General features: G+C 50.0%; 29 protein-coding genes and 1 CRISPR repeat array. Of the genes, 17 read left to right on the top strand and 12 right to left on the bottom strand.

Annotated features, from left to right (window positions below; translation table 11 throughout):
* Positions 1-102 precede the first annotated feature (102 nt).
* The 6 genes from DYI03_RS09645 to traJ are packed head-to-tail and all read left to right on the top strand — an operon-like array spanning position 103 to position 5,355.
* On the top strand, positions 103-420 hold the full coding sequence (locus tag DYI03_RS09645) for a DUF4134 domain-containing protein (protein ID WP_005790801.1): 318 nt from the start codon (positions 103-105) through the stop codon (positions 418-420).
* Positions 421-431: 11 nt separating this feature from the next.
* The gene (locus DYI03_RS09640) at positions 432-764 is read left to right on the top strand and encodes a DUF4133 domain-containing protein (RefSeq protein WP_005790799.1); all 333 of its coding nucleotides are present in this window, start codon (positions 432-434) and stop codon (positions 762-764) included.
* Positions 761-3,277 carry a TraG family conjugative transposon ATPase gene (locus tag DYI03_RS09635; RefSeq protein ID WP_115367937.1) on the top strand — a complete coding sequence of 839 codons (2,517 nt, stop codon included), beginning with the start codon at positions 761-763 and terminating at the stop codon, positions 3,275-3,277. Before DYI03_RS09640 ends, DYI03_RS09635 begins: the two co-directional genes overlap by 4 nt.
* A 34-nt stretch (positions 3,278-3,311) precedes the next feature.
* Positions 3,312-3,692: a DUF3876 domain-containing protein gene (locus DYI03_RS09630; protein ID WP_025064467.1), complete on the top strand. Its 381-nt coding sequence runs from the start codon at positions 3,312-3,314 to the stop codon at positions 3,690-3,692.
* 24 nt (positions 3,693-3,716) lie between these two features.
* Positions 3,717-4,346, top strand: coding sequence for a DUF4141 domain-containing protein (locus DYI03_RS09625; protein ID WP_005790794.1), 630 nt, complete (start codon positions 3,717-3,719; stop codon positions 4,344-4,346).
* 4 nt (positions 4,347-4,350) lie between these two features.
* On the top strand, positions 4,351-5,355 hold the full coding sequence (traJ, locus tag DYI03_RS09620) for a conjugative transposon protein TraJ (protein ID WP_005790792.1): 1,005 nt from the start codon (positions 4,351-4,353) through the stop codon (positions 5,353-5,355).
* Positions 5,356-5,397: 42 nt separating this feature from the next.
* On the opposite strand, the gene DYI03_RS09615 is transcribed toward traJ, so the two are convergent.
* A complete protein-coding gene (locus DYI03_RS09615) occupies positions 5,398-6,576 on the bottom strand; it encodes an IS4 family transposase (RefSeq protein ID WP_021669864.1) in 1,179 nt (392 codons plus the stop codon).
* 156 nt (positions 6,577-6,732) lie between these two features.
* Between DYI03_RS09615 and traK the strand changes: the two genes are divergently transcribed.
* The 9 genes from traK (at position 6,733) to DYI03_RS09570 (ending at position 12,980) form a co-directional block, all read left to right on the top strand.
* The gene (gene traK, locus DYI03_RS09610) at positions 6,733-7,356 is read left to right on the top strand and encodes a conjugative transposon protein TraK (RefSeq protein WP_004293887.1); all 624 of its coding nucleotides are present in this window, start codon (positions 6,733-6,735) and stop codon (positions 7,354-7,356) included.
* Positions 7,357-7,395: 39 nt separating this feature from the next.
* A complete protein-coding gene (locus tag DYI03_RS09605; protein WP_005790789.1) occupies positions 7,396-7,683 on the top strand; it encodes a TraL conjugative transposon family protein in 288 nt (95 codons plus the stop codon).
* Positions 7,664-9,022: a conjugative transposon protein TraM gene (gene traM / locus DYI03_RS09600; RefSeq protein WP_005790788.1), complete on the top strand. Its 1,359-nt coding sequence runs from the start codon at positions 7,664-7,666 to the stop codon at positions 9,020-9,022. Before DYI03_RS09605 ends, traM begins: the two co-directional genes overlap by 20 nt.
* Positions 9,023-9,059: 37 nt before the next feature.
* Positions 9,060-10,049 carry a conjugative transposon protein TraN gene (traN, locus tag DYI03_RS09595; RefSeq protein WP_115367936.1) on the top strand — a complete coding sequence of 330 codons (990 nt, stop codon included), beginning with the start codon at positions 9,060-9,062 and terminating at the stop codon, positions 10,047-10,049.
* 2 nt (positions 10,050-10,051) lie between these two features.
* On the top strand, positions 10,052-10,627 hold the full coding sequence (locus DYI03_RS09590; RefSeq protein ID WP_025064468.1) for a conjugal transfer protein TraO: 576 nt from the start codon (positions 10,052-10,054) through the stop codon (positions 10,625-10,627).
* Positions 10,628-10,634: 7 nt separating this feature from the next.
* Positions 10,635-11,537, top strand: coding sequence for a toprim domain-containing protein (locus DYI03_RS09585; RefSeq protein ID WP_025064469.1), 903 nt, complete (start codon positions 10,635-10,637; stop codon positions 11,535-11,537).
* The gene (locus DYI03_RS09580) at positions 11,534-12,031 is read left to right on the top strand and encodes a DUF3872 domain-containing protein (protein ID WP_021668883.1); all 498 of its coding nucleotides are present in this window, start codon (positions 11,534-11,536) and stop codon (positions 12,029-12,031) included. The genes DYI03_RS09585 and DYI03_RS09580 overlap by 4 nt, the downstream gene beginning before the upstream one ends.
* A gap of 2 nt (positions 12,032-12,033) precedes the next feature.
* Positions 12,034-12,561 carry a glycoside hydrolase family protein gene (locus DYI03_RS09575; protein WP_025064470.1) on the top strand — a complete coding sequence of 176 codons (528 nt, stop codon included), beginning with the start codon at positions 12,034-12,036 and terminating at the stop codon, positions 12,559-12,561.
* Positions 12,562-12,650: 89 nt separating this feature from the next.
* The gene (locus DYI03_RS09570; RefSeq protein WP_005790773.1) at positions 12,651-12,980 is read left to right on the top strand and encodes a hypothetical protein; all 330 of its coding nucleotides are present in this window, start codon (positions 12,651-12,653) and stop codon (positions 12,978-12,980) included.
* Positions 12,981-13,046: 66 nt separating this feature from the next.
* Here the strand turns inward: DYI03_RS09570 and DYI03_RS09565 are convergent, their stop codons facing one another.
* The 11 genes from DYI03_RS09565 to DYI03_RS09510 form a co-directional block, all read right to left on the bottom strand.
* Positions 13,047-13,268, bottom strand: a complete 222-nt coding sequence (locus tag DYI03_RS09565) for a DUF7688 family protein (RefSeq protein WP_021668321.1) — start codon at positions 13,266-13,268, stop codon at positions 13,047-13,049.
* A gap of 119 nt (positions 13,269-13,387) precedes the next feature.
* Positions 13,388-13,696, bottom strand: coding sequence for a hypothetical protein (locus DYI03_RS09560; protein WP_025064471.1), 309 nt, complete (start codon positions 13,694-13,696; stop codon positions 13,388-13,390).
* A 54-nt stretch (positions 13,697-13,750) separates the two neighbouring features.
* Positions 13,751-13,996, bottom strand: a complete 246-nt coding sequence (locus DYI03_RS09555) for a DUF6956 domain-containing protein (RefSeq protein WP_005790767.1) — start codon at positions 13,994-13,996, stop codon at positions 13,751-13,753.
* Positions 13,993-14,223, bottom strand: coding sequence for a DUF3873 domain-containing protein (locus DYI03_RS09550; protein ID WP_005790765.1), 231 nt, complete (start codon positions 14,221-14,223; stop codon positions 13,993-13,995). The genes DYI03_RS09555 and DYI03_RS09550 overlap by 4 nt, the downstream gene beginning before the upstream one ends.
* Positions 14,224-14,242: 19 nt before the next feature.
* Positions 14,243-14,500 (bottom strand): hypothetical protein, encoded by a 258-nt coding sequence (locus DYI03_RS09545; RefSeq protein ID WP_005790764.1) that lies wholly within the window; start codon positions 14,498-14,500, stop codon positions 14,243-14,245.
* 24 nt (positions 14,501-14,524) lie between these two features.
* The gene (locus tag DYI03_RS09540; RefSeq protein ID WP_005790762.1) at positions 14,525-15,808 is read right to left on the bottom strand and encodes a PcfJ domain-containing protein; all 1,284 of its coding nucleotides are present in this window, start codon (positions 15,806-15,808) and stop codon (positions 14,525-14,527) included.
* A gap of 2 nt (positions 15,809-15,810) precedes the next feature.
* On the bottom strand, positions 15,811-16,233 hold the full coding sequence (locus DYI03_RS09535; protein WP_005790760.1) for a PcfK-like family protein: 423 nt from the start codon (positions 16,231-16,233) through the stop codon (positions 15,811-15,813).
* A gap of 13 nt (positions 16,234-16,246) precedes the next feature.
* The gene (locus DYI03_RS09530; RefSeq protein ID WP_005790759.1) at positions 16,247-16,468 is read right to left on the bottom strand and encodes a hypothetical protein; all 222 of its coding nucleotides are present in this window, start codon (positions 16,466-16,468) and stop codon (positions 16,247-16,249) included.
* An 11-nt stretch (positions 16,469-16,479) separates the two neighbouring features.
* A complete protein-coding gene (locus DYI03_RS09525) occupies positions 16,480-16,695 on the bottom strand; it encodes a hypothetical protein (protein ID WP_005790756.1) in 216 nt (71 codons plus the stop codon).
* Positions 16,696-16,703: 8 nt separating this feature from the next.
* Positions 16,704-17,039 (bottom strand): hypothetical protein, encoded by a 336-nt coding sequence (locus DYI03_RS09520; protein ID WP_005790754.1) that lies wholly within the window; start codon positions 17,037-17,039, stop codon positions 16,704-16,706.
* Between the two features lie 160 nt (positions 17,040-17,199).
* A complete protein-coding gene (locus tag DYI03_RS09510) occupies positions 17,200-17,583 on the bottom strand; it encodes a hypothetical protein (protein ID WP_021669752.1) in 384 nt (127 codons plus the stop codon).
* A 453-nt stretch (positions 17,584-18,036) separates the two neighbouring features.
* Positions 18,037-18,927: a CRISPR direct-repeat array (repeat unit 47 nt; unit sequence GATGGTTTTGCTAATGCAAAGATACTAATTTTAAAGCAAATCACAAC).
* A gap of 168 nt (positions 18,928-19,095) precedes the next feature.
* Here DYI03_RS09510 and bcp point away from each other — a divergent pair.
* Entirely contained in the window at positions 19,096-19,557 is a 462-nt protein-coding gene (gene bcp / locus DYI03_RS09500; RefSeq protein WP_004356800.1) for a thioredoxin-dependent thiol peroxidase, read from the top strand.
* Between the two features lie 10 nt (positions 19,558-19,567).
* Positions 19,568-20,362 carry a TIGR02757 family protein gene (locus tag DYI03_RS09495; RefSeq protein WP_004356966.1) on the top strand — a complete coding sequence of 265 codons (795 nt, stop codon included), beginning with the start codon at positions 19,568-19,570 and terminating at the stop codon, positions 20,360-20,362.
* The last annotated feature ends 82 nt before the right edge of the window (positions 20,363-20,444 follow it).

Below are 20,444 nucleotides of genomic sequence, written 5' to 3'. Positions count from 1 at the left end.
GGAAACAAAAGGGCGACCACTAAACCAAAGTAAAGTAAAAAAGTATCAACCGCCCGACAAAGGACCATCCACCCTTTCGACGGCAAAAAACAAGGACAGTTTATGAACAAGAACATCGTAAGAAACAGAAAAACAATCCTCTCTGCGGCACTCATCATCGCCGCAACCGCCTCCGCCTTCGCGCAGGGAAACGGCATCGCGGGCATCAACGAAGCCACCTCTATGGTGAGTTCCTATTTCGACCCCGGCACGAAACTGATATACGCCATCGGCGCGGTCGTCGGGCTTATCGGGGGCGTGAAAGTGTACGGGAAATTTTCATCGGGCGACCCCGACACCTCAAAAACAGCCGCAAGCTGGTTCGGCGCGTGCATCTTCCTGATTGTAGCCGCCACCATCCTGCGCTCATTCTTCCTCTAATATAATAATGTATGGCTGAATACCCGGTAAACAAGGGTATCGGTCGTCCGGTAGAGTTCAAGGGCTTGAAGGCTCAGTACCTCTTCATCTTCTGCGGAGGTCTGCTGGCTCTCTTCGTCCTGTTCGTCATCCTCTACATGGTCGGCATCGACCAGTGGATATGTATCGGCTTCGGCGCGGCATCGTCCTCCCTCCTTGTATGGCAGACCTTCGCGCTGAACGCCCGGTACGGCGAACACGGGCTGATGAAAATGGGAGCGGCACGGAGCCACCCCCGATACCTGATTAACCGGCGGCGGATACCCCGTCTGTTCAAACGACAACGAAAGGAAGAAAGACAATGAGGAATACATCGAAAATGACAACACTGGAAAACAAGTTCCCGCTTTTAGCGGTGGAGCATGGCTGCATCATCTCAAAGGACGCCGACATCACGGTGGCTTTCGAGGTGGAGCTGCCGGAACTTTACACCGTGACGGGCGCGGAGTACGAGGCGATACACGGCTGCTGGTGCAAGGCAATCAAGGTGCTGCCGGACTACTCCGTCGTCCACAAACAGGACTGGTTCATCAAGGAACGCTACAAGCCGGAACTTCAGAAGGACGACATGAGTTTCCTCTCACGCAGCTTCGAGCGACACTTCAACGAGCGTCCGTACCTGAAACACACCTGCTATCTCTACCTGACCAAGACGACAAAGGAGCGTAACCGGATGCAGAGCAACTTCAGCACGCTGTGCCGGGGACATATCATCCCGAAGGAGCTGGACAAGGAAACCACGACCAAGTTCTTGGAAGCCTGCGAACAGTTCGAGCGCATCATGAACGACAGCGGGCTTGTCAGGCTGCGCCGCCTATCCACCGATGAGATTGTGGGTACTGAGGGAAAAACGGGATTGATTGAACGCTACTTCTCGCTCATGCCGGAGGGGAATACCACCTTACAAGATATTGAGCTTTCGGCAAGGGAGATGCGCATCGGCGACAACCGACTGTGCCTGCACACCCTCTCCGACGCGGAAGACCTGCCGGGCAAGGTGGCAACCGACACCCGTTACGAGAAGCTCTCCACCGACCGGAGCGACTGCCGCCTCTCCTTCGCCTCCCCCGTGGGGTTGCTGCTCTCCTGCAACCATATCTACAACCAGTATGTGCTGATAGACAACAGCGAGGAAGCCTTGCAGAAGTTCGAGAAATCCGCCCGCAATATGCAGTCGCTCTCACGGTATAGCCGGAGCAACAGTATCAACCGCGAGTGGATAGACCAATACCTGAACGAAGCCCATTCCTACGGGCTGACCTCGGTACGGGCGCATTTCAACGTCATGGTGTGGAGCGACGACGCGGAGGAGCTGAAGCATATAAGGAACGATGTGGGCAGCCAGCTGGCAAGCATGGAGTGCGTGCCGCGCCACAACACCATCGACTGCCCGACGCTCTACTGGGCGGCGATACCCGGCAACGCGGCGGACTTTCCGGCGGAAGAGAGTTTCCATACCTTCATCGAGCAGGCGGTGTGCCTGTTCACGGAGGAAACCAATTACCGCTCTTCGCTCTCGCCCTTCGGCATCAAGATGGTGGACAGGCTCACGGGAAAACCGCTGCACCTCGACATCAGCGACCTGCCCATGAAGCGGGGCATCACCACGAACCGCAACAAGTTCGTGCTGGGTCCTTCGGGCAGCGGCAAGTCGTTCTTCATGAACCACCTCGTGAGGCAATACTACGAACAAGGTACGCACGTCGTGCTGGTGGACACGGGAAACTCTTATCAGGGCTTGTGCGGCATGATCCGGCGCAAGACAGGCGGAGCGGACGGCGTGTACTTCACCTACACGGAGGAAAAGCCCATATCGTTCAACCCGTTCTACACCGATGATTATGTCTTCGACGTGGAGAAGAAGGACAGCATCAAGACCCTGCTGCTGACGCTCTGGAAGTCGGAGGACGACAAGGTGACGAAGACGGAGAGCGGCGAACTGGGCAGTGCCGTGAGTGCCTACATCGAGCGCATCAAGGCAGACCGGAGCATCGTGCCGTCTTTCAACACCTTCTACGAGTATATGCGCGACGACTACCGCAAGGAGCTGGCTGAACGTGACATCAAGGTGGAGAAGTCCGACTTCAACATCGACAACATGCTCACCACCATGCGGCAGTATTACCGGGGCGGGCGTTACGACTTCCTGCTCAACTCCACGGAGAACATCGACCTGCTCAACAAGCGGTTCATTGTCTTCGAAATTGACAGCATAAAGGAAAACCGCGAGCTTTTTCCGGTCGTGACGATCATCATCATGGAAGCCTTCATCAACAAGATGCGACGGCTGAAAGGGGTGCGGAAACAGCTTATCGTGGAAGAGGCTTGGAAGGCTCTTTCTTCGGCGAACATGGCTGAATACCTGCGCTATATGTACAAGACGGTCAGAAAATATTACGGCGAGGCAATCGTGGTAACGCAGGAGGTGGACGACATCATTTCCTCTCCCGTGGTCAAGGAGAGCATCATCAACAACTCCGACTGCAAGATACTTCTCGACCAGCGCAAGTATATGAACAAGTTTGACCAGATACAGGCGTTGCTCGGACTGACGGAAAAGGAGAAGGGGCAGATACTCTCCATCAACATGGCGAACAACCCTTCACGGCTCTACAAGGAGGTGTGGATAGGCTTGGGCGGCACGCAGTCGGCGGTCTATGCTACGGAGGTCAGTGCCGAAGAGTATCTGGCGTACACCACCGAGGAAACGGAGAAAGTGGAGGTTTACCGTCTGGCGGAGAAGCTGGGCGGCGACATCGAAGCCGCCATCCGGCAACTTGCCGAAAAGCGGAGAAACAAGGAAACAACCAACAATTAAAAATGAATTTATCAACGAAAAAAGAAAAATGCGTATGAATTTACCAAAAGTGAAAATGCTGCAAGTCAGCAAGTGCCTGATCGGATTGGCGGTCATGATGCTGCAATCCTGCGACGTGGCCGACAACCGCCGTGACATGCTGTGCGGGAACTGGGAGAGCGTGGAGGGGAAGCCCGACGTGCTTATCTACAAGGAGGGCGAAGCCTACAAGGTGACGGTGTTCCGCCGGAGCGGTCTGCGCCGCAAACTCAAGCCGGAAACCTATCTCTTGCAGGAGGAGAACGGCAACCTGTTCATGAACACCGGCTTCCGCATCGACGTGTCCTACAACGAGGCAACGGACGTGCTGACCTTCTCGCCAAACGGTGACTATGTGCGGGTGAAGCCGCAGCCGGAGAACCAGACAGAAGAATAACAACCGCTAAAATCCAAAGTAAACATGAGAACAAGAATAACAATGATTGTCTGCCTGTGCCTGCTTCTCGCGGGCCGGGCAAGCGCACAGTGGGCGGTGATAGACCCGTCCAACATCGCCCAGAGCATCGTGAACACCTCCAAGAACGTGGTGCATACCTCGACCACCGCCCAGAACATGGTGAAGAATTTTCAGGAAACCGTGAAAATCTACGAGCAGGGAAAGAAGTATTACGACGCGCTGAAATCAGTGAACAACCTTGTCCGGGATGCCCGCAAGGTGCAACAGACCATCCTGATGGTGGGCGACATCACCGACATCTATGTGACCAACTTCCAGCGGATGATGCGTGACGACAACTTCACCGTGGAGGAACTGGGAGCCATCGCCTTCGGCTACACGAAGCTGCTGGAAGAGAGCAATGATGTACTGACCGAACTGAAAAACGTGGTGAACATCACCACGCTCTCCATGACCGACAAGGAGCGCATGGACGTGGTGGAACGCTGCCATTCCAAAATGAAGCGTTACCGCAACCTCGTGAGCTACTACACCAACAAGAACATATCGGTGTCCTATCTCCGCGCTAAAAAGAAGAACGACCTCGACCGCATCATGGGGCTGTACGGGAACATGAACGAAAGATACTGGTAAGACTATGGAGTTCGACAACCTTCACCAGATTCTGCGCTCGCTCTACGAGCAGATGATGCCGCTGTGCGAGGACATGGCGGGCGTGGCGAAAGGCATCGCCGGGCTGGGCGCGCTGTTCTACGTCGCCTACCGGGTATGGCAGTCGCTGGCGAGAGCCGAACCGATAGACGTGTTCCCGATGCTCCGCCCCTTCGCCATCGGTCTTTGCATCATGTTCTTCCCCACGGTTGTGCTGGGTACGATAAACAGCATCCTTTCGCCCGTCGTGCAAGGCACGGCGAAGATGCTGGAGGCGGAAACGCTCGACATGAACACCTACCGCCAGCAGAAGGACAAGTTGGAATACGAGGCGATGATGCGCAACCCCGAAACCGCCTACCTCGTGTCCAACGAGGAGTTTGACAAACAGCTGGAGGAACTCGGCTGGTCGCCCTCCGACATGGTGACGATGGCGGGGATGTATATCGACCGGGGAATGTACAACATGAAAAAGAGCATCCGCGACTTCTTCCGCGAGATACTGGAACTGCTGTTCCAAGCCGCCGCCCTCGTGATAGACACCGTCCGCACCTTCTTCCTCGTGGTGCTGGCGATACTCGGTCCGATAGCCTTCGCCATATCGGTGTGGGACGGTTTCCAAAGCACGCTCACGCAGTGGATATGCCGCTACATACAGGTCTATCTGTGGCTGCCGGTGTCGGACATGTTCAGCACCATACTGGCTAAGATACAGGTGCTGATGCTGCAAAGCGACATCGAGCGGATGCAGGCAGACCCGAACTTCTCGCTGGATTCGAGCGACGGGGTGTACATCGTGTTCCTCTGCATCGGCATCATCGGTTACTTCACCATCCCCACCGTGGCGGGCTGGATCATCCAAGCCGGGGGCATGGGCGGCTACAACCGTAACATGAACCAGATGGCTGGACGTGCCGGAGGCATGGCGGGCGGAGTTGCGGGAGCTACCGCAGGGAACGCCGTCGGACGCATCGGCAAGCTGCTGAAATAATCAATGTGCAATTACTACTGGTGCGATAAAATCGCATAGGTTTTAAATATCATCAAATAACGAGAGTTCTTTGACATTTTGGTTTGAAATGATTGACGAGTCCTGCTTGGTTATCAACGACCGTAGGTCTGTTCTTTCCATTGCAGATATTCTAATCAGGGTAGCCACTTCGGTAATTGAATAGGGACTATTGTAGTCGGCCTTTATTCTTGCCACTGTTAAATACGATATAATGGCAGTCCAAAGATGGACTTTGACAGCATTTTCCGAATACCCCCATAGGGTCTTTACGGAAATGTTCTGTTTAATCCATTTAAAGAACACCTCTATATCCCAACGATGACGGTACAAGTTGGATATTTCCAATGCGCTGACTTCAAAGTTATTGGATATAAAATCCACAATAGTATCATTTTCAGGGTCATAAACACGGACGAATCTCATGTCTTCGGGATATAGCTTACTTGAGTTATATCCTGTTACTCTGATACGGGAGTCTTCCAGTATACCGGAGTTGACGCTGGGAATGGTCATCTGCTCGACAGTATCGAATTTCATGTTTTCTTTGGGGCGTGATACCCAAAATGCCTGAGCCTGATGAAATCTAAAGAGTGCTTTAAAGTCAACATAGGCCTTATCCATCACGTAGAAGGCATAAGGTTCAGGTGTCAGCACATCAAGTTCGTTGCTGTCATGCCATTTGCCATCCGTGATATGGATATTGGCAGGTATGCTACCTCTCAAATCTAACAGTGTATGCATCTTGACAGCTCCTTTGCTGTATTTTCCAAAAGCCCACGTTGCAAGTTTTATACTGGTCGATATGGTTGTGGAATCAAGAGCATATATCACGTTATCAATGGTAACTTGAGTCAATTGGATATTTGAGTACATCGGTCTGACCGTGTCAATCAAATAAAGTCCCAATCCTTCAAAGATGCGATAATCCCTACTTTCGTTTGCACGAGACAAAGAGGTATGGTTCACTGTCTTGCGAAAGCCGAGATGATAAAGTATCCTGTTATGGGCTTCAAGGCATAGACAAATATCCCTCAGAGAATCACATCCCGTCAACTGTCCGAAAACAAGATGGAGGAGGTGATTGTAACTGCTGAGATTTTTGGAATGCCAGTCTCCTTTATATTGCTTGACAAGTTTGTCAAACTGGTAACGCGGTATAAACTCGACTACTTGAGAGAACACAAACTTACCTTGATTCATAATCCTGATATAATGTAACGTCAGGACTAATAAACCATTTTCAAATCAAAAAATCAAAGAACGCTTATATTTGACTAAATATTAATTGTTTAACTATGGTGGCGTGATTTTTATCGCACCACTAATAATGTGCAATTATAAACGGAAAAAGTAAAAATGGAATTCAAGTCACTCAGAAACATCGAATCGTCGTTCAGGCAGATACGCCTGTTCGGTATCGTCTTCCTCTCGCTGTGCGCCGTGGTGACGGTGTGGAGCGTGTGGAACTCCTACCGCTTCGCCGAGAAGCAACGGGAGAAGATCTATGTGCTGGACAACGGCAAGAGCCTGATGCTCGCCTTGTCACAGGACCTGTCGCAGAACCGCCCGGCGGAGGCACGGGAGCATGTGCGCCGCTTCCACGAGCTGTTCTTCACGCTCTCACCTGAAAAAAGCGCGATTGAACACAACGTGAAACGTGCCTTGCTGCTGGCGGACAAGAGCGTGTACCACTATTATTCGGACTTCGCCGAGAAGGGGTACTACAACCGCATCATCGCCGGGAACATCAACCAAGTGCTGAAGGTGGACAGCGTGGTGTGCGACTTCAACGCCTATCCCTACCGCGCCGTGACCTACGCCACGCAGAAAATCATCCGGCAGAGCAACGTCACCGAGCGCAGCCTCGTGACCACCTGCCGCCTGCTGAACGCATCACGGTCGGACGATAACCCAAACGGTTTCACCATCGAGGGTTTCACCATCATCGAGAACAAGGATTTACAGACAATCAAACGGTAACGGATTATGAAACGGAAAGTAAAAAGTATCAGAAAAACAATGTGGGGCGTGTACTGGAAGCTCCACGACAAACGGAAACGGCTGGTGGAAAGGCTCAAAGGGTATCTGGACGGCTTGCCGCCGGAAACATGCCGCCGCATCGTGCTGGGGATGCTCGCCGCCTTCGCGGTGCTTGCCCTATACACCTTCGGCAGAGCCGTCTATGACATCGGCAGGAATGATGGCTCACGCATGGAAACGGGACACGCCGGACGGGTGGAGCTGCCGACCCCGGCGGAAACAGACAATCACTTAACACCTTATTTATATGGAACAGAAGAAGAATGAACCAAAGAATGAACCGACGAAAGAGAACAAAGCCGCTCCCGACACGGGAAAGCCGAAGAAGGAGCGCGAACCGCTGACCGAGGCGCAGCGGCTGAAACGGCAGAAGATGATAGTCCTGCCCGCTATGGTGCTGGTGTTCATAGGGGCGATGTGGCTGATATTCGCCCCGTCCTCCGGCAAGGAGCAACAGCCGGGAACGGACGGCTACAACACCGAGATGCCCGACGCGGACAAGGCGAACCGGCAGATTATCGGCGACAAGCTGAAAGCCTACGAGCATGGGGAGATGGAGGAGCGTCAGGAGAGCCGCAACCGTGCCATCGGGCAGTTGGGCGACATGTTCGACCGAGAGATTGTGGGAACGGAGGACGGAACGGCCTTCGACCTCGCCAATCCGGGCGGCAAGGAGGAAAAGGCACAGCCCGCCACGCCGCAGACCATCCAATCCTCCGCTGCCGCCTACCGTGACCTGAACGCTACGCTCGGCAACTTCTACGAACAGCCGAAGAATGACAATGCCGAGATGGAGGAATTGTTGGAGCGCATCGCATCGCTGGAGTCGGAACTGGAAAGCGAGAAGGGCAAGGCTTCCGCCGTGGACGACCAAGTGGCTCTTATGGAGAAATCCTACGAGCTGGCGGCAAAGTACATGGGCGGTCAGAACGGTGGGAAGCCGGAACAGGCGGCAGAGCCTGCCACCGTGCAGAAAGGAAAGAAGAACACGGCGACACCCGTAAGGCAGGTGACCCGCCAAGTTGTTTCCTCGCTTGCACAGCCCATGAGCAACGCGGAGTTTGTCGCCACTTTCTCGCAGGAGCGCAACAGAAGTTTTAATACGGCTGTCGGCACGGCGGAGGTATCGGACAGGAACACCATACCGGCATGTGTGCATGGGGCGCAGAGCGTGACGGACGGGCAGACGGTAAGGCTGCGCCTGCTGGAGCCTATGGCGGTGGCGGGCAGGACAATCCCCCGCAATGCGGTGGTGGTCGGCACGGGCAAGATACAGGGTGAGCGGCTCGACATCGGGATCACCTCGCTGGAATACGACGGCACGATTATCCCCGTGGAACTTGCGGTCTATGACACGGACGGACAGTCCGGCATCTTCATCCCGAACTCGATGGAGATGAACGCCGTCAGGGAGGTCGCCGCCAACATGGGCGGCTCGTTGGGGAGCAGCATCAACATCTCCACCAATGCCGGGGCGCAGCTCGCCTCCGACTTGGGCAAGGGGCTGATACAAGGCACGAGCCAGTACATCGCCAAGAAGATGCGCACCGTCAAGGTGCATCTGAAAGCCGGGTACAGGGTCATGCTTTACCAAGAAAAAGATTGAGAACAATAAAAAAATTACCACTAAAAATCCAAAAGTAATGAGAAAAGTAATCATCATGTTTGCCCTCGCTATGGGCATCGCAACTGCCAACGCGCAGGAGAATGTAACCGTTGAAACGACCAACGGAAGTAATGAACAGCCGACCTTGACAAAGGAGGTCTATCCGCAGAAGGAGGCGGACGGTGACCTGTATCACGGGCTGTCGCGCAAGCTGACCTTCGACCGCATGATACCGCCGCACGGACTGGAAGTGACCTACGACAAGACCGTCCACGTCATCTTTCCGGCGGAGGTGCGCTACGTCGATTTAGGCTCGCCCGACCTGATTGCCGGGAAAGCCGACGGAGCGGAGAACGTCATCCGTGTGAAGGCTACCGTGAGAAATTTTCCCAACGAAACCAACATGTCCGTCATCACGGAGGACGGCAGTTTCTACACCTTCAACGTGAAGTACGCCGCCGAACCGCTGTTGCTCAACGTGGAGATGTGCGACTTCATCCATGACGGCAGCACGGTGAACCGCCCGAACAACGCGCAGGAAATCTACTTGAAAGAGCTGGGCAGCGAAAGCCCGATGCTGGTACGCCTTATCATGAAGTCCATCCACAAGCAGAACAAACGGGAGGTGAAGCATATCGGCTGCAAGCGTTTCGGCATCCAATATCTTCTGAAAGGCATCTACACGCATAACGGCTTGCTCTACTTCCACACGGAGATAAAGAACCAGAGCAACGTGCCTTTCGATGTGGACTACATCACTTGGAAAATCGTGGACAAGAAGGTGGCGAAGCGTACCGCCGTGCAGGAGCAGATTATCCTGCCGCTCCGTGCGCAGAACTACGCCACCCTCGTGCCGGGCAAAAGGAGCGAGCGCACGGTCTTCACGATGGCGAAGTTCACCATCCCCGACGACAAGTGCCTCGTGGTGGAACTGAACGAGAAGAACGGCGGCCGTCACCAGTCCTTCGTGATTGAGAACGAGGATTTGGTACGCGCCAGTACCATCAATGAACTTCAAGTGCGCTGACCATGAGAAAGTACATCGCAATAATCATCGCGTCGCTTGCCCTTTTCACGGGGCAGGCGCACGCCCAGCGGTGTCTGCCGAAGATGCAGGGCATCGAGGTGAGGGCGGACATGGCGGACGGCTTCAATCCCGAAGGCAAGGACGGCGGGTACAGCTTCGGGGCGGCACTCTCCACCTACACGAAGAGGGGAAACAAGTGGGTGTTCGGTGGCGAATACCTCCTGAAGAACAACCCCTACAAGGACGCCAAGATACCCGTGGCGCAGTTCACGGCGGAGGGCGGCTATTACTTCAAGATACTGTCGGACGCTCGAAAAATCGTGTTCGTCTATGCCGGGGCTTCGGCTCTCGCCGGATATGAGTCGGTGAACTGGGGGAGGAAGATGCTGCATGACGGCTCCACGCTGCACGACCGGGACGCTTTCATCTACGGCGGTGCGCTGACGCTCGATGTGGAGTGCTACGTGGCAGACTGTATCGCCTTGCTTGCCAATCTGCGTGAGCGTTGCCTGTGGGGTGGCGACACACGGAAGTTTCACACGCAGTTCGGGATCGGCATCAAGTTCATCATCAACTGACACGGGCATGGAACGGGCGGAAATAGAAGCTGTCAGACGGATACCGCTTGCGGATTTTCTCGCACGGTTGGGGCATGAGCCTGTAAGAAGGAGCGGTAACGAGCTGTGGTATATCGCCCCGTACAGAGGCGAGCGCACACCCTCTTTCCGTGTGAACGTGGCGAAACAGCTCTGGTACGACTTCGGTTTGGGCAAAGGCGGCGACATCTTCACGCTTGCCGGGGAGTTTCTGCAAAGCGGTGACTTCATGGCGCAGGCGAAGTTCATAGCGGAAGCCGCCAACATGACGGTGACCGGATGGGAAAAGCCCGTCTATCTCCCGAAACCGACCGAACCCGTCTTTGAGGATGTGGAGGTCGCTCCGCTGCTCCGCTCACCGCTGACGGAGTATCTGTCAGAACGGGGCATTCCTTACGCTATCGCATCCCGCCACTGTTATCGTCTGAACTACGGCGTTCGTGGAAAACGGTATTTTGCCGTCGGTTTCCCGAACATGGCGGGTGGCTATGAAGTCAGAAGCCGCTATTTCAAGGGGTGCATACCGCCCAAAGATGTGTCTTTGGTGAAGGCAACGGACATCCCGGCTGGCGAGTGCCTCGTGTTCGAGGGCTTCATGGACTTCCTTTCTGCGGTGACGCTTGGTGTAACCGGTAATGCTGACTGCCTTGTGTTGAACTCCGTCGCCAACGCAGAGAAGGCGACGGGATTACTGGACGGATACGGGCGCATCGGCTGCTTCCTCGACCGTGACGAAGCCGGACGGCGGACGCTTGCCGCACTTACTAAACGGTATGGGGCGCGTGTCACCGACCGTTCCTCACTCTATGACAGTTGCAAGGACTTGAACGAGTACCTGCAACAGACAACGAAAAAACAGAAAAACAACCATCTAAAAATCGAAGAACAATGAACATACTGAATAACAGAAACAAGAGAACATCCATCTTCAAGGCGGTGGCGTTATGCCTGATAGCCGCTGTGTCATTCACACTCGTGTCGTGCGACGACGACATGGACATTCAACAGTCCTATCCCTTCACGGTGGAGGTCATGCCCGTGCCGAACAAGGTGACAAAGGGGCAGACGGTGGAAATCCGCTGTGAACTGAAAAAGGAGGGCGACTTCGCTAACACGCTTTACACTATCCGCTATTTTCAGTTTGAGGGGGAAGGCACACTGAAAATGGACAACGGCATCACCTTCCTGCCCAACGACCGCTACCTGCTGGAGAACGGGAAGTTCCGCCTGTACTACACGGCGGAGGGTGACGAGGCACATAATTTCATCGTGGTGGTGGAGGACAATTTCAAAAATTCCTACGAATTGGAATTTGACTTCAACAACCGGAACGTGAAAGATGACGGCTTTACCGCCATTCCCATCGGAGGTTTCAAACGTGTATGAAGATGATGCGTGTATTCATGGCAATGCTCTGTTCGCTTCTGGCGGTCTGTTCCGTGTCCGCACGGATCAGCCGCCAAGAGGGAACGGACGGGCAGGCGGCAATCTACCGTCTGCCACTTTTCGAGAGGGCGGTGCGCTGCACGAAATATTTTGAAGGCTGGCACTCGGAGAAACACCACCCATACGTGGGTTGGGGGCACAAAATTTTGCCGGGCGAAAGGTATTCGGCACGAACCATGACGAAACGGCAGGCGGATGAACTTTTGAGGAAAGACCTGCGCAAATTTGTCGCCATGTTCCGTAAATTCGGAGTTGATTCGACTTTGCTTGGCACGTTAGCTTACAATGTGGGACCGGCGAAGCTCTTAGGCAGCAAGACAATCCCCAAAAGCACCTTAATCAAGAAGCTGGAAACTGGCGACAGGAACATCTACCGTGAGTATATAGCCTTCTGCAACTACAAAGGGAAACGCCACGCCATGCTGCTCAAACGGAGAAAGGCGGAGTTTGCGCTACTGTATATTCCATAAAAGGACTGACAAAACTGACAAAAGACGTGCCATATTCAACTTGGCACGTCCTTTGCTTATGTTAAGAAAAAACATTTATAACTCAACTTATGTCATATTCAAACGTAACAAAAGATTTTCAAGGCTTCGTTGATTCGATTGATATGAATTATCATGAGATATACGAATTTTACCAAGCATCTGTTGGTAATACAGAATCAAGTTCTTTATTCAGAGTTGAACCAGCAAATGGTAGTGAAGATACCATGATTGTGTATGAACCAACGAATAATGCTTTAAGGCTAACCCCAGATGCGGCAAAATTTTTACCTGAATGGATTGAAAGCAATCTAATGGAAGAAATGGATGCGGAGTCGTTTTATGGAATGAAGTATGCGCAAGAAAGAGATGAAGAACGGGAGGCAAAAGGTTTAGATTAGAGCCTGCCATACATAAACGAAAATCCGATGAAGTTGGGGCTTCATCGGATTTTCTGCTTTTACATTTCATACATTCGGGATTGTTCCCGTGTCTATCACGCCACCGTCCCTGCAATGCTCGATGCTGCCGGACGTAAATCCCATGCTGTTGATTGCGATGTGGCGAATATAGTCCGCATACTCCTTACCTTGAAAATTCTTTCCCGTAAGGTTTCTGAAAATCATCTTTATGCTTATGCCGTCGTTGCCGTGCAAGATGATTTTTCCGTTCTGTCTGATTGTTTCCATGATTAAAACTTGTTTTTTGTGAATGGTATCGCAGATTGGACAAAGGTTTCTTTGCTACTTTCTTTGTCCGCCATCATGCTCACTGAAAGAAAGTAGGGCGGCTTTCGCCGCCCCGCCACTCAAAAGCGTGTGTAAAGTCCTGTCACCATCGTGAATATTTCTTCCAGCATATCAAAATAAACTCCCTCGTGTACGGCAATGTCTTTCGTCCTGCACTCGAATGTCTTTTTGCTGAATGTCTTGCGGTAGAAGCGCATATTGTAGAGGTCTGCCCCTGCATCATAGATGATGTCAAGGCGGTTTGCGCTTGTCTTGTTCCTTGCAAGGCTCATCCGTAAGCCGTTGCCCATATCTATGAAGTCACGGCTTCCCGTCATGGCGGTAAAGCGTTTTCCGCCTATCTGCTGTAATATCGTCTTTGCTATCATATCCTTTGTTTTTAGAGTTTTTAAGTGTTGGCGGTGCGGACACCGCCAACTTGTTCAAAATTCTCGCATCTCGGCAATGGGTGTCTGCCGTTGCAGCCACTCTTTCACACATTCCATGTTGTACTCGCTCGTGATAACTGCCGTATGGCTGTCGGTGGCGGTGAAGCGTGTGCTTTCGTAATCATCTATCCACCCTTTGAGGGTGTTCGTTCCCCACGCTCCGGCATCGTCAAAGATGCCGTCCAATGCCGTGATAGATTCGCTGAACTTGACTATCAGCGTCTGATAGGTCGTGTTCATCGGTTGTCCTCCTTTCCCTGCTTTGCGTTCAGCCACTTGTTCCTTGCGGTTCGGCACTCGTCCAATGTGGGTTTGACACAAGCGAACAATTCTCCGTCCGTGTGGCGGTAGTCATACTGCACAAGTGTCCGCTTGCGTCTGCCTATACCCGATTGGAAACGCTCGTATTTCTCCGTACCTGCTTCCGTGCAGGTGCTTACTCCGTTGATGGTCATTCGTGTTGCCATAATGTTGCTTTTTAGATGGTTAAAAATGTACTGACAGAACTCTGTTCTTCATCACCATTTCGGGATTGCTCGTGTAGCGTTGATGCAGATAGAAATGGTGTGAGCCGAAGCCGTAAAGGAAGAACTTGTCAAGTTCGTGCTTCTCGGCAAACGCCTTTACGCTCTTTCTCAATTCCCCCTCACTCGTTGTGAGAGTGAGGAGGTTTACAAATTCAAGGAACAATGCAGGGATTTTATCGTCCCACACACAAATCATGCTTTCAATTCTTACTTCCATATCAATGTTGTTTTAGGGTTGATGCTATGCCGCTTTCAGCCGCTCACGGATAAGATTGGCGTTCTTGTTCACAAGGTCTATGATGCGCTCGTGGTATTCTGTGTTCTCGTTGCATAAGCCACGACACTGCACCACCTCAAAGGTTTTCAAGGACACTTCCACCGTTTCTATGCGTCTGCCGTCAATGGTCGCTGAAAGGATAAGGGAATTTTCCCGATTGTGGTAGCCGCCCACGCAATGGTGCATCATCCGTCCTTCCTCTATCATTTCCTCCACGCTCTCTATGACTTTAACGCAGATAAGGCTGTCGGAAAAGACAAGTCCGAAGAATATGCCTTTGGCTTTCAGATATTGTTTCTCGTCCTCAACCGCTTTCTGCCGTTGCCGTTCAGTCCGTTCACGTTCCCTTTGGCGGTTGCGTCTTGCCACCAACCTGTCGTGTTCGGCTTTGAGGTCTTGGGGGCAGACGTACTTCGGGCTGTTCGTATCCTTGCCGAAGTGTCGCAGGAGGTCTATCGTGTCACGCCACACAGAGCCGTCTGTGATGGTGTAGCCGTTGCGGATACATATCTTGATTGACGCCCAATACTCCCCGATATTGAAAGAGTGGTGCAGGTAGTAGCGCAACATCTGATATTGCCCAGCCTTCAACAGCGTTTCCGCACGGCTGTCGGAAAGAATGCCTTTGAAAAGGTCGTAAGGCAGGATATTGTGGTATTCGCCCTTGAAGCCGTTTCGCTTCACTTCGGGTATGAAACGCTGTCGGGGGTAGGTGCATCTCGGAGTGATGTCGTATGCCCGAATTTCTTGGTTCTTGCGTACCTCCATATCGCTGTATTCCGACCACTGGTCATAATATAACATCGACATTCCACGCAGTCGGGCAACGGTCGTTGTCCTGCCGTCGGGGGCAATCCACCTCTGCACTACCTCAAAGATGGAATACTCGGCAGGCTGTCCTGCCTTGTATCGGGAATTGACGGAAAAGAAGCGTATCACTTGGTACTGCTTGCAGGTGGTGACGATGGAGAAATACTCCATATCGCTGAAAACGCTCTTTCGGGTGCGCAACGCTTCCAACTCCATACCGCAACGGGGGCAGGTGCATCCGCAAACGGTGTCGGCAAGGTCGTGGTCGCTTTTCCACGAATGTCCGCACTCGGTGCAGATGTTCGTGCCGTTTGCCCTCTTGACCGCGTAATGCTTGAAGCAATGACGGAAAGCGTATGCCCTTTGTTCTTCGGTCAATATCGGTAGTCGCTTGCTCAAACGTGCGACTTCCTGCTGTATGCGTGTTCTCGGTTTCATAATCAGAAATTGAATAGGTTGGGTTGTTGTACTTCTTGTGCGCTCGCTTTATTGGCGGTTCTCGGCTTGTGGCGGTTCTGCAACTTGCGGAGTTCTTCCTCTTGGTATTTGCGGACAGCGTTCTGACGTGCTTCCGCCTTTTCCTCCGCCGTGAGTTCCACAACGTGGTTCACCACCACTTGGCAGTTCATCGGCTTGCCTACCTCTATCTCGTTCTCGTCATAGTAGTGGACGGCTTGCCCGAATATCTCTCCGTCCGTGAAGCCGTTGCAACCGCTTTTCTTCACGTAGTTCAGAATATAGGTCACGCAATCGTCTATGTTCTTGGCAGGGTTGCGGTAGTTCTTCGCAAAGAGCGCATCCTCTTCCGCCCGCTGTTCCAGATACATCTGTATCGTTCTCTTGAAATGGTCTGTTCCTTTCATATCGCTGTCGTTTTTAGATTGTCTGTTTCAGTATCTCTCTCCAATAGGTCGGCTCTACCTCGCTGAGAAGGAAGTCCATGAAGTCCCTCCGTGCGTCCTTGTTCAGTTCGTGGTAGAGTTCACGGAACACGGATATGTTGCCGTTGATGTACGTTTCCACCATATACACGAAGATGTTGTCCACCTCGTAATATCTGCACTGCTGCGCTGCCGTCTTGCTGTTTCTTTTTGCCATATCGGTAAGGGTTAAAGGGTGAATAACCAAAGAATGAAGCCGAAGAAGGCAATGGTGGAAAGGATAGCCACGATTACACCTATCGCCACTCGAAACACTCCGTTTACAATCTCTCTGATGATGCCCCAAAGGATGCCGAACACCCCGAAGGCGGTGCGCATCATCAAGCCGCATATCGCCAACCCGATGTATTGCGCCACTTGTCTGAAATTTGCCGTTGCTGTCATAGCCGTATTTACTTGTTAAGTTCCACGATGCTGTCAATCCTGCCGTAAAGGAAACTGCGGAGTGCGGTCTTGTCGGTAGCCTTGTATTCCGCCCAATGTCCGTACTGCTTCACGATGTAGGTTCGGAGAATGTCGGAGAAGTCAAACTTCCAACCTTGCAGGGGTACTGCGCTATTGAAATAGGAATTGCTATTCACGTTGCGTGTAAGCCAGTCCTTTTCCTCTCGGCTCAATTTTTCTCCGTTGTTGAGTTTGCTACGAAGTCCGTACACCTTGCAGTCTTGCAGGTTCTCCAAACTTGGTACTTCCCATGCCACGAATTTTGTTGCTATCGCTGTTCTCATATCCGTTGTTTTTTGATTTTTTGTTTTTTTATGCGGATTCAAGAGCTGAGGGAGTTGAGTTTCAAACTATCTTATCTGCCTCTCGTTTATCCGACATTTTTTTTATGCGTCTTTCTGTCGCATCGGTCGTTTTCGTTTCGGGTGCTTGAAAAGGTAGGGATTAGGGAATGCAAGGTTTTTCGGTCAAAATACTACCCGCAGGGCTGGAGATTTTTACCGAAAACAGGAGGCTTGACCTTGCTTTCCCGTCCAATCCCGGAATTACCTTTGCGCCCAGAACGAAAATGACTGACTGATGCGGCTCACTGAAAGGCGCAAAATGGAGGTAAACGAAAACAGAGGCAGATTGGGTAGAAAAAACTTCAGGAGAAAATCCGTAAAAAAGGAATAACCAAAAGGTAAAAGACATCACCGGAGCGTGAAAAGGGCAAACCACAACAAAGGAAGTATGAATGTTTCCGATCCGACAGGACTTGTCCAGCCGGGCGACAACAATCATTCTTCCCGGTTTGCCCGGCTGTGTGTGTCCGTCTGCTTCATTCATGGGGCAGGCTGACACACTCTGCATTCACTTTCCGCTTCCGGCAAAAGGGACAGCGAAAAAAGAAAAATCATTTGAAAACCCGTAAAAGCACCTCTTGGCATAGGCGCAAAAGAAAGGGGCATTGCTTCATCTGTCTAAACATCGTTTAGGCGTGAGGCAATGCCCTTTTCTCCGGCTATGCGGCAGTCTGCACACGTTTGTTCAAAACTCGTTTTGGGCAATGGTGTTCCGACGGATAAAACCGCTTTTACGGAAAATTCTTATGAATGAGGGGATAAAAAAACGGGAGTTTATATCAAAATCTCGAATTAAATAGCTACTTTTGCATACGAAGAGTTCTTTGAAGGTTACGCAACGCGCAGAAGGATAATGCAGTAGATAACTAACTAAATCGTAACCTATTACTATCAAGAGCGATTAACCTACGCTCATTTCCAATAAATTACACTCTTTTCGTAACTTCCTAATGCAAAGATACTAATTTTAAAGCAAATCACAACTAGAACCACTTAAAAGCCACACCAACCCCGATGGTTTTGCTAATGCAAAGATACTAATTTTAAAGCAAATCACAACAGTAGATATACATTGTAGTTATGCGTGTTAGATGGTTTTGCTAATGCAAAGATACTAATTTTAAAGCAAATCACAACACGCGTGTTTTCCATCTCCAAAGTAAAAAAGATGGTTTTGCTAATGCAAAGATACTAATTTTAAAGCAAATCACAACAGAAATACACCGCAGCAAGAGATGCACGTGGATGGTTTTGCTAATGCAAAGATACTAATTTTAAAGCAAATCACAACACCGATTACGATGTTATGTATTATAAAATAGATGGTTTTGCTAATGCAAAGATACTAATTTTAAAGCAAATCACAACTAACGTTGTACATTCATTCCATGAGTTCGGGATGGTTTTGCTAATGCAAAGATACTAATTTTAAAGCAAATCACAACTCACGTGCTTGTAACAAAAACTTTCCTTCTGATGGTTTTGCTAATGCAAAGATACTAATTTTAAAGCAAATCACAACAGCTTGATACCCTTGATATGGACGAGTTCCGATGGTTTTGCTAATGCAAAGATACTAATTTTAAAGCAAATCACAACCATTGGCACTCACCTATACAAGAATTGTTGATGGTTTTGCTAATGCAAAGATACTAATTTTAAAGCAAATCACAACGGACTGTCAAAACTGGTAAAACGAGGACTGATGGTTTTGCTAATGCAAAGATACTAATTTTAAAGCAAATCACAACCTGCTAAATGAAAGTATAGATTTACTATCCGATGGTTTTGCTAATGCAAAGATACTAATTTTAAAGCAAATCACAACTTTGCAAAGTCTGATGATCTACATATATAGGCTGGTTTTGCTAATGCAAAGATGCTATGTGATAGTATTTCTTACAAAATAAATGCTTTTGATTCTTGGATTTATAAAAATATGTGTATCTTTGTAAGTGGGATAACCCAAATATTATAAATAAATGAGGTAAGAATTATGAATATAGGAGACAAGATACCAGAACTTTTGGGAATTGACCAAGATGGGAATGAAATAAAATTGAGTGATTATAAAGGTAAGAAAATTGTGCTTTATTTTTATCCAAAGGACTCTACTCCTGGTTGCACATCAGAGGCTTGCAGTTTTAGAGATAACTATGAACTCATGCAAAAGCGTGGTTATGCTGTAATTGGCGTTAGCGTTCAAGATGAAAAATCGCATAAAAAGTTTATAGAGAAGTACGATTTGCCTTTTCCGCTGATTGCTGATGTTGATAAGAAACTCAACGAAACATTTGGTGTTTATGGTGAAAAGAAAATGTGCGGACGTACTTATATGGGTACTTATCGTACAACATTCATTATTGATGAGGAAGGTAAAATCGAAGAAATTTTCACTCCAAAGCAGATAAAGGTAAAGGAACATGCTGAGCAAATTTTAAAATTAGGCGCAAAATAAAAATATAAAAGTGAAGCAAACTATACGAATTACCAAAGCCACGAAGGAGAAACTCGTGGCTTTTTCGTTGCTATACGAGCGAGAAACATTTCTCAATGGCGACCCATCGTGGTTCATGCACCAAGTAGAGGGGAAGGAAAATCAAGAGGTAATGGCATTTATGGCTGCGTGTCTTAGTTATGGGGCGCGCACGCAATTTATGCCCCGCATCACCTATCTATTAGAATCTGCAAAACAAGAGCCTTATTCTTGGGTGAAAAATAAGTGTTTTTTAGACGAAATACCCGATAATTCCGCTTGTTTTTATCGTCTTTATAGTAACCAAATGATGCGCCATTTCTTTTCAGCTTTGTCAGAGATGTTGAGCCAATATGGTAGTATTTCGGGTTATATAAAAGCCTTCGCAAGTAAAGAAAACTCATTGTTAGAAGGAAAAATTAGAGCAATCGTAGCCATTGAAGCCCTCTGTATGTTCTTTTCAGAGCGAAAAATAGAAGGAATTATACCTAAGAATACCAAATCGAGCTGCAAACGTTTATGTATGTTTTTGCGTTGGTTAGTGCGCGAAAACTCACCTGTTGATTTGGGAATTTGGTGCGATTTCATCGATAAAAAGACATTGATAATTCCGTTAGATACACATGTTGTGAAGCAAGCAAACTATTTAAAACTTATTGACACCACATCAGCCACAATGAGCGTGGCACGCCGACTCACTGACGCACTGCTAAAAGTTTTTCCTGATGACCCTTTGAAAGGAGATTTTGCTCTCTTTGGCTATGGAATCAATCACAATACTTTTTAAAAGTGTGGGTATGGTGTTTTGAAATAGGCTTTTTTAAAGTTCAAAACAGTGGGTTTTATTTTTGAAGGATATTGTGTTTTTG

The sequence above is a fragment of the Prevotella disiens genome (assembly GCF_900454955.1).
Lineage (GTDB): Bacteria > Bacteroidota > Bacteroidia > Bacteroidales > Bacteroidaceae > Prevotella > Prevotella disiens.
The sequence above is the reverse complement of the archived record's forward strand: the minus strand, read 5'-3'. Positions and strand labels throughout refer to the sequence as shown.

Bases quoted from the DNA above. Each gene is read 5' to 3' on its own strand.
- DYI03_RS09570 (WP_005790773.1), top strand. From the start codon at position 12,651: ATGTCATATTCAAACGTAACAAAAGATTTTCAAGGCTTCGTTGATTCG.
- traK (WP_004293887.1), top strand. From the start codon at position 6,733: ATGGAATTCAAGTCACTCAGAAACATCGAATCGTCGTTCAGGCAGATA.
- DYI03_RS09525 (WP_005790756.1), bottom strand. From the start codon at position 16,695: ATGACAGCAACGGCAAATTTCAGACAAGTGGCGCAATACATCGGGTTG.
- DYI03_RS09520 (WP_005790754.1), bottom strand. From the start codon at position 17,039: ATGAGAACAGCGATAGCAACAAAATTCGTGGCATGGGAAGTACCAAGT.
- DYI03_RS09540 (WP_005790762.1), bottom strand. From the start codon at position 15,808: ATGAAACCGAGAACACGCATACAGCAGGAAGTCGCACGTTTGAGCAAG.
- DYI03_RS09640 (WP_005790799.1), top strand. From the start codon at position 432: ATGGCTGAATACCCGGTAAACAAGGGTATCGGTCGTCCGGTAGAGTTC.
- DYI03_RS09585 (WP_025064469.1), top strand. From the start codon at position 10,635: ATGGAACGGGCGGAAATAGAAGCTGTCAGACGGATACCGCTTGCGGAT.
- DYI03_RS09550 (WP_005790765.1), bottom strand. From the start codon at position 14,223: ATGGCAACACGAATGACCATCAACGGAGTAAGCACCTGCACGGAAGCA.
- DYI03_RS09630 (WP_025064467.1), top strand. From the start codon at position 3,312: ATGAATTTACCAAAAGTGAAAATGCTGCAAGTCAGCAAGTGCCTGATC.
- DYI03_RS09545 (WP_005790764.1), bottom strand. From the start codon at position 14,500: ATGGAAGTAAGAATTGAAAGCATGATTTGTGTGTGGGACGATAAAATC.
- DYI03_RS09615 (WP_021669864.1), bottom strand. From the start codon at position 6,576: ATGAATCAAGGTAAGTTTGTGTTCTCTCAAGTAGTCGAGTTTATACCG.
- traM (WP_005790788.1), top strand. From the start codon at position 7,664: ATGGAACAGAAGAAGAATGAACCAAAGAATGAACCGACGAAAGAGAAC.
- traJ (WP_005790792.1), top strand. From the start codon at position 4,351: ATGGAGTTCGACAACCTTCACCAGATTCTGCGCTCGCTCTACGAGCAG.
- DYI03_RS09510 (WP_021669752.1), bottom strand. From the start codon at position 17,583: ATGAATGAAGCAGACGGACACACACAGCCGGGCAAACCGGGAAGAATG.
- DYI03_RS09625 (WP_005790794.1), top strand. From the start codon at position 3,717: ATGAGAACAAGAATAACAATGATTGTCTGCCTGTGCCTGCTTCTCGCG.
- DYI03_RS09580 (WP_021668883.1), top strand. From the start codon at position 11,534: ATGAACATACTGAATAACAGAAACAAGAGAACATCCATCTTCAAGGCG.
- DYI03_RS09530 (WP_005790759.1), bottom strand. From the start codon at position 16,468: ATGGCAAAAAGAAACAGCAAGACGGCAGCGCAGCAGTGCAGATATTAC.
- DYI03_RS09575 (WP_025064470.1), top strand. From the start codon at position 12,034: ATGATGCGTGTATTCATGGCAATGCTCTGTTCGCTTCTGGCGGTCTGT.
- DYI03_RS09565 (WP_021668321.1), bottom strand. From the start codon at position 13,268: ATGGAAACAATCAGACAGAACGGAAAAATCATCTTGCACGGCAACGAC.
- DYI03_RS09590 (WP_025064468.1), top strand. From the start codon at position 10,052: ATGAGAAAGTACATCGCAATAATCATCGCGTCGCTTGCCCTTTTCACG.
- traN (WP_115367936.1), top strand. From the start codon at position 9,060: ATGAGAAAAGTAATCATCATGTTTGCCCTCGCTATGGGCATCGCAACT.
- DYI03_RS09645 (WP_005790801.1), top strand. From the start codon at position 103: ATGAACAAGAACATCGTAAGAAACAGAAAAACAATCCTCTCTGCGGCA.
- DYI03_RS09635 (WP_115367937.1), top strand. From the start codon at position 761: ATGAGGAATACATCGAAAATGACAACACTGGAAAACAAGTTCCCGCTT.
- DYI03_RS09560 (WP_025064471.1), bottom strand. From the start codon at position 13,696: ATGATAGCAAAGACGATATTACAGCAGATAGGCGGAAAACGCTTTACC.
- DYI03_RS09535 (WP_005790760.1), bottom strand. From the start codon at position 16,233: ATGAAAGGAACAGACCATTTCAAGAGAACGATACAGATGTATCTGGAA.
- DYI03_RS09605 (WP_005790789.1), top strand. From the start codon at position 7,396: ATGTGGGGCGTGTACTGGAAGCTCCACGACAAACGGAAACGGCTGGTG.
- bcp (WP_004356800.1), top strand. From the start codon at position 19,096: ATGAATATAGGAGACAAGATACCAGAACTTTTGGGAATTGACCAAGAT.
- DYI03_RS09555 (WP_005790767.1), bottom strand. From the start codon at position 13,996: ATGAACACGACCTATCAGACGCTGATAGTCAAGTTCAGCGAATCTATC.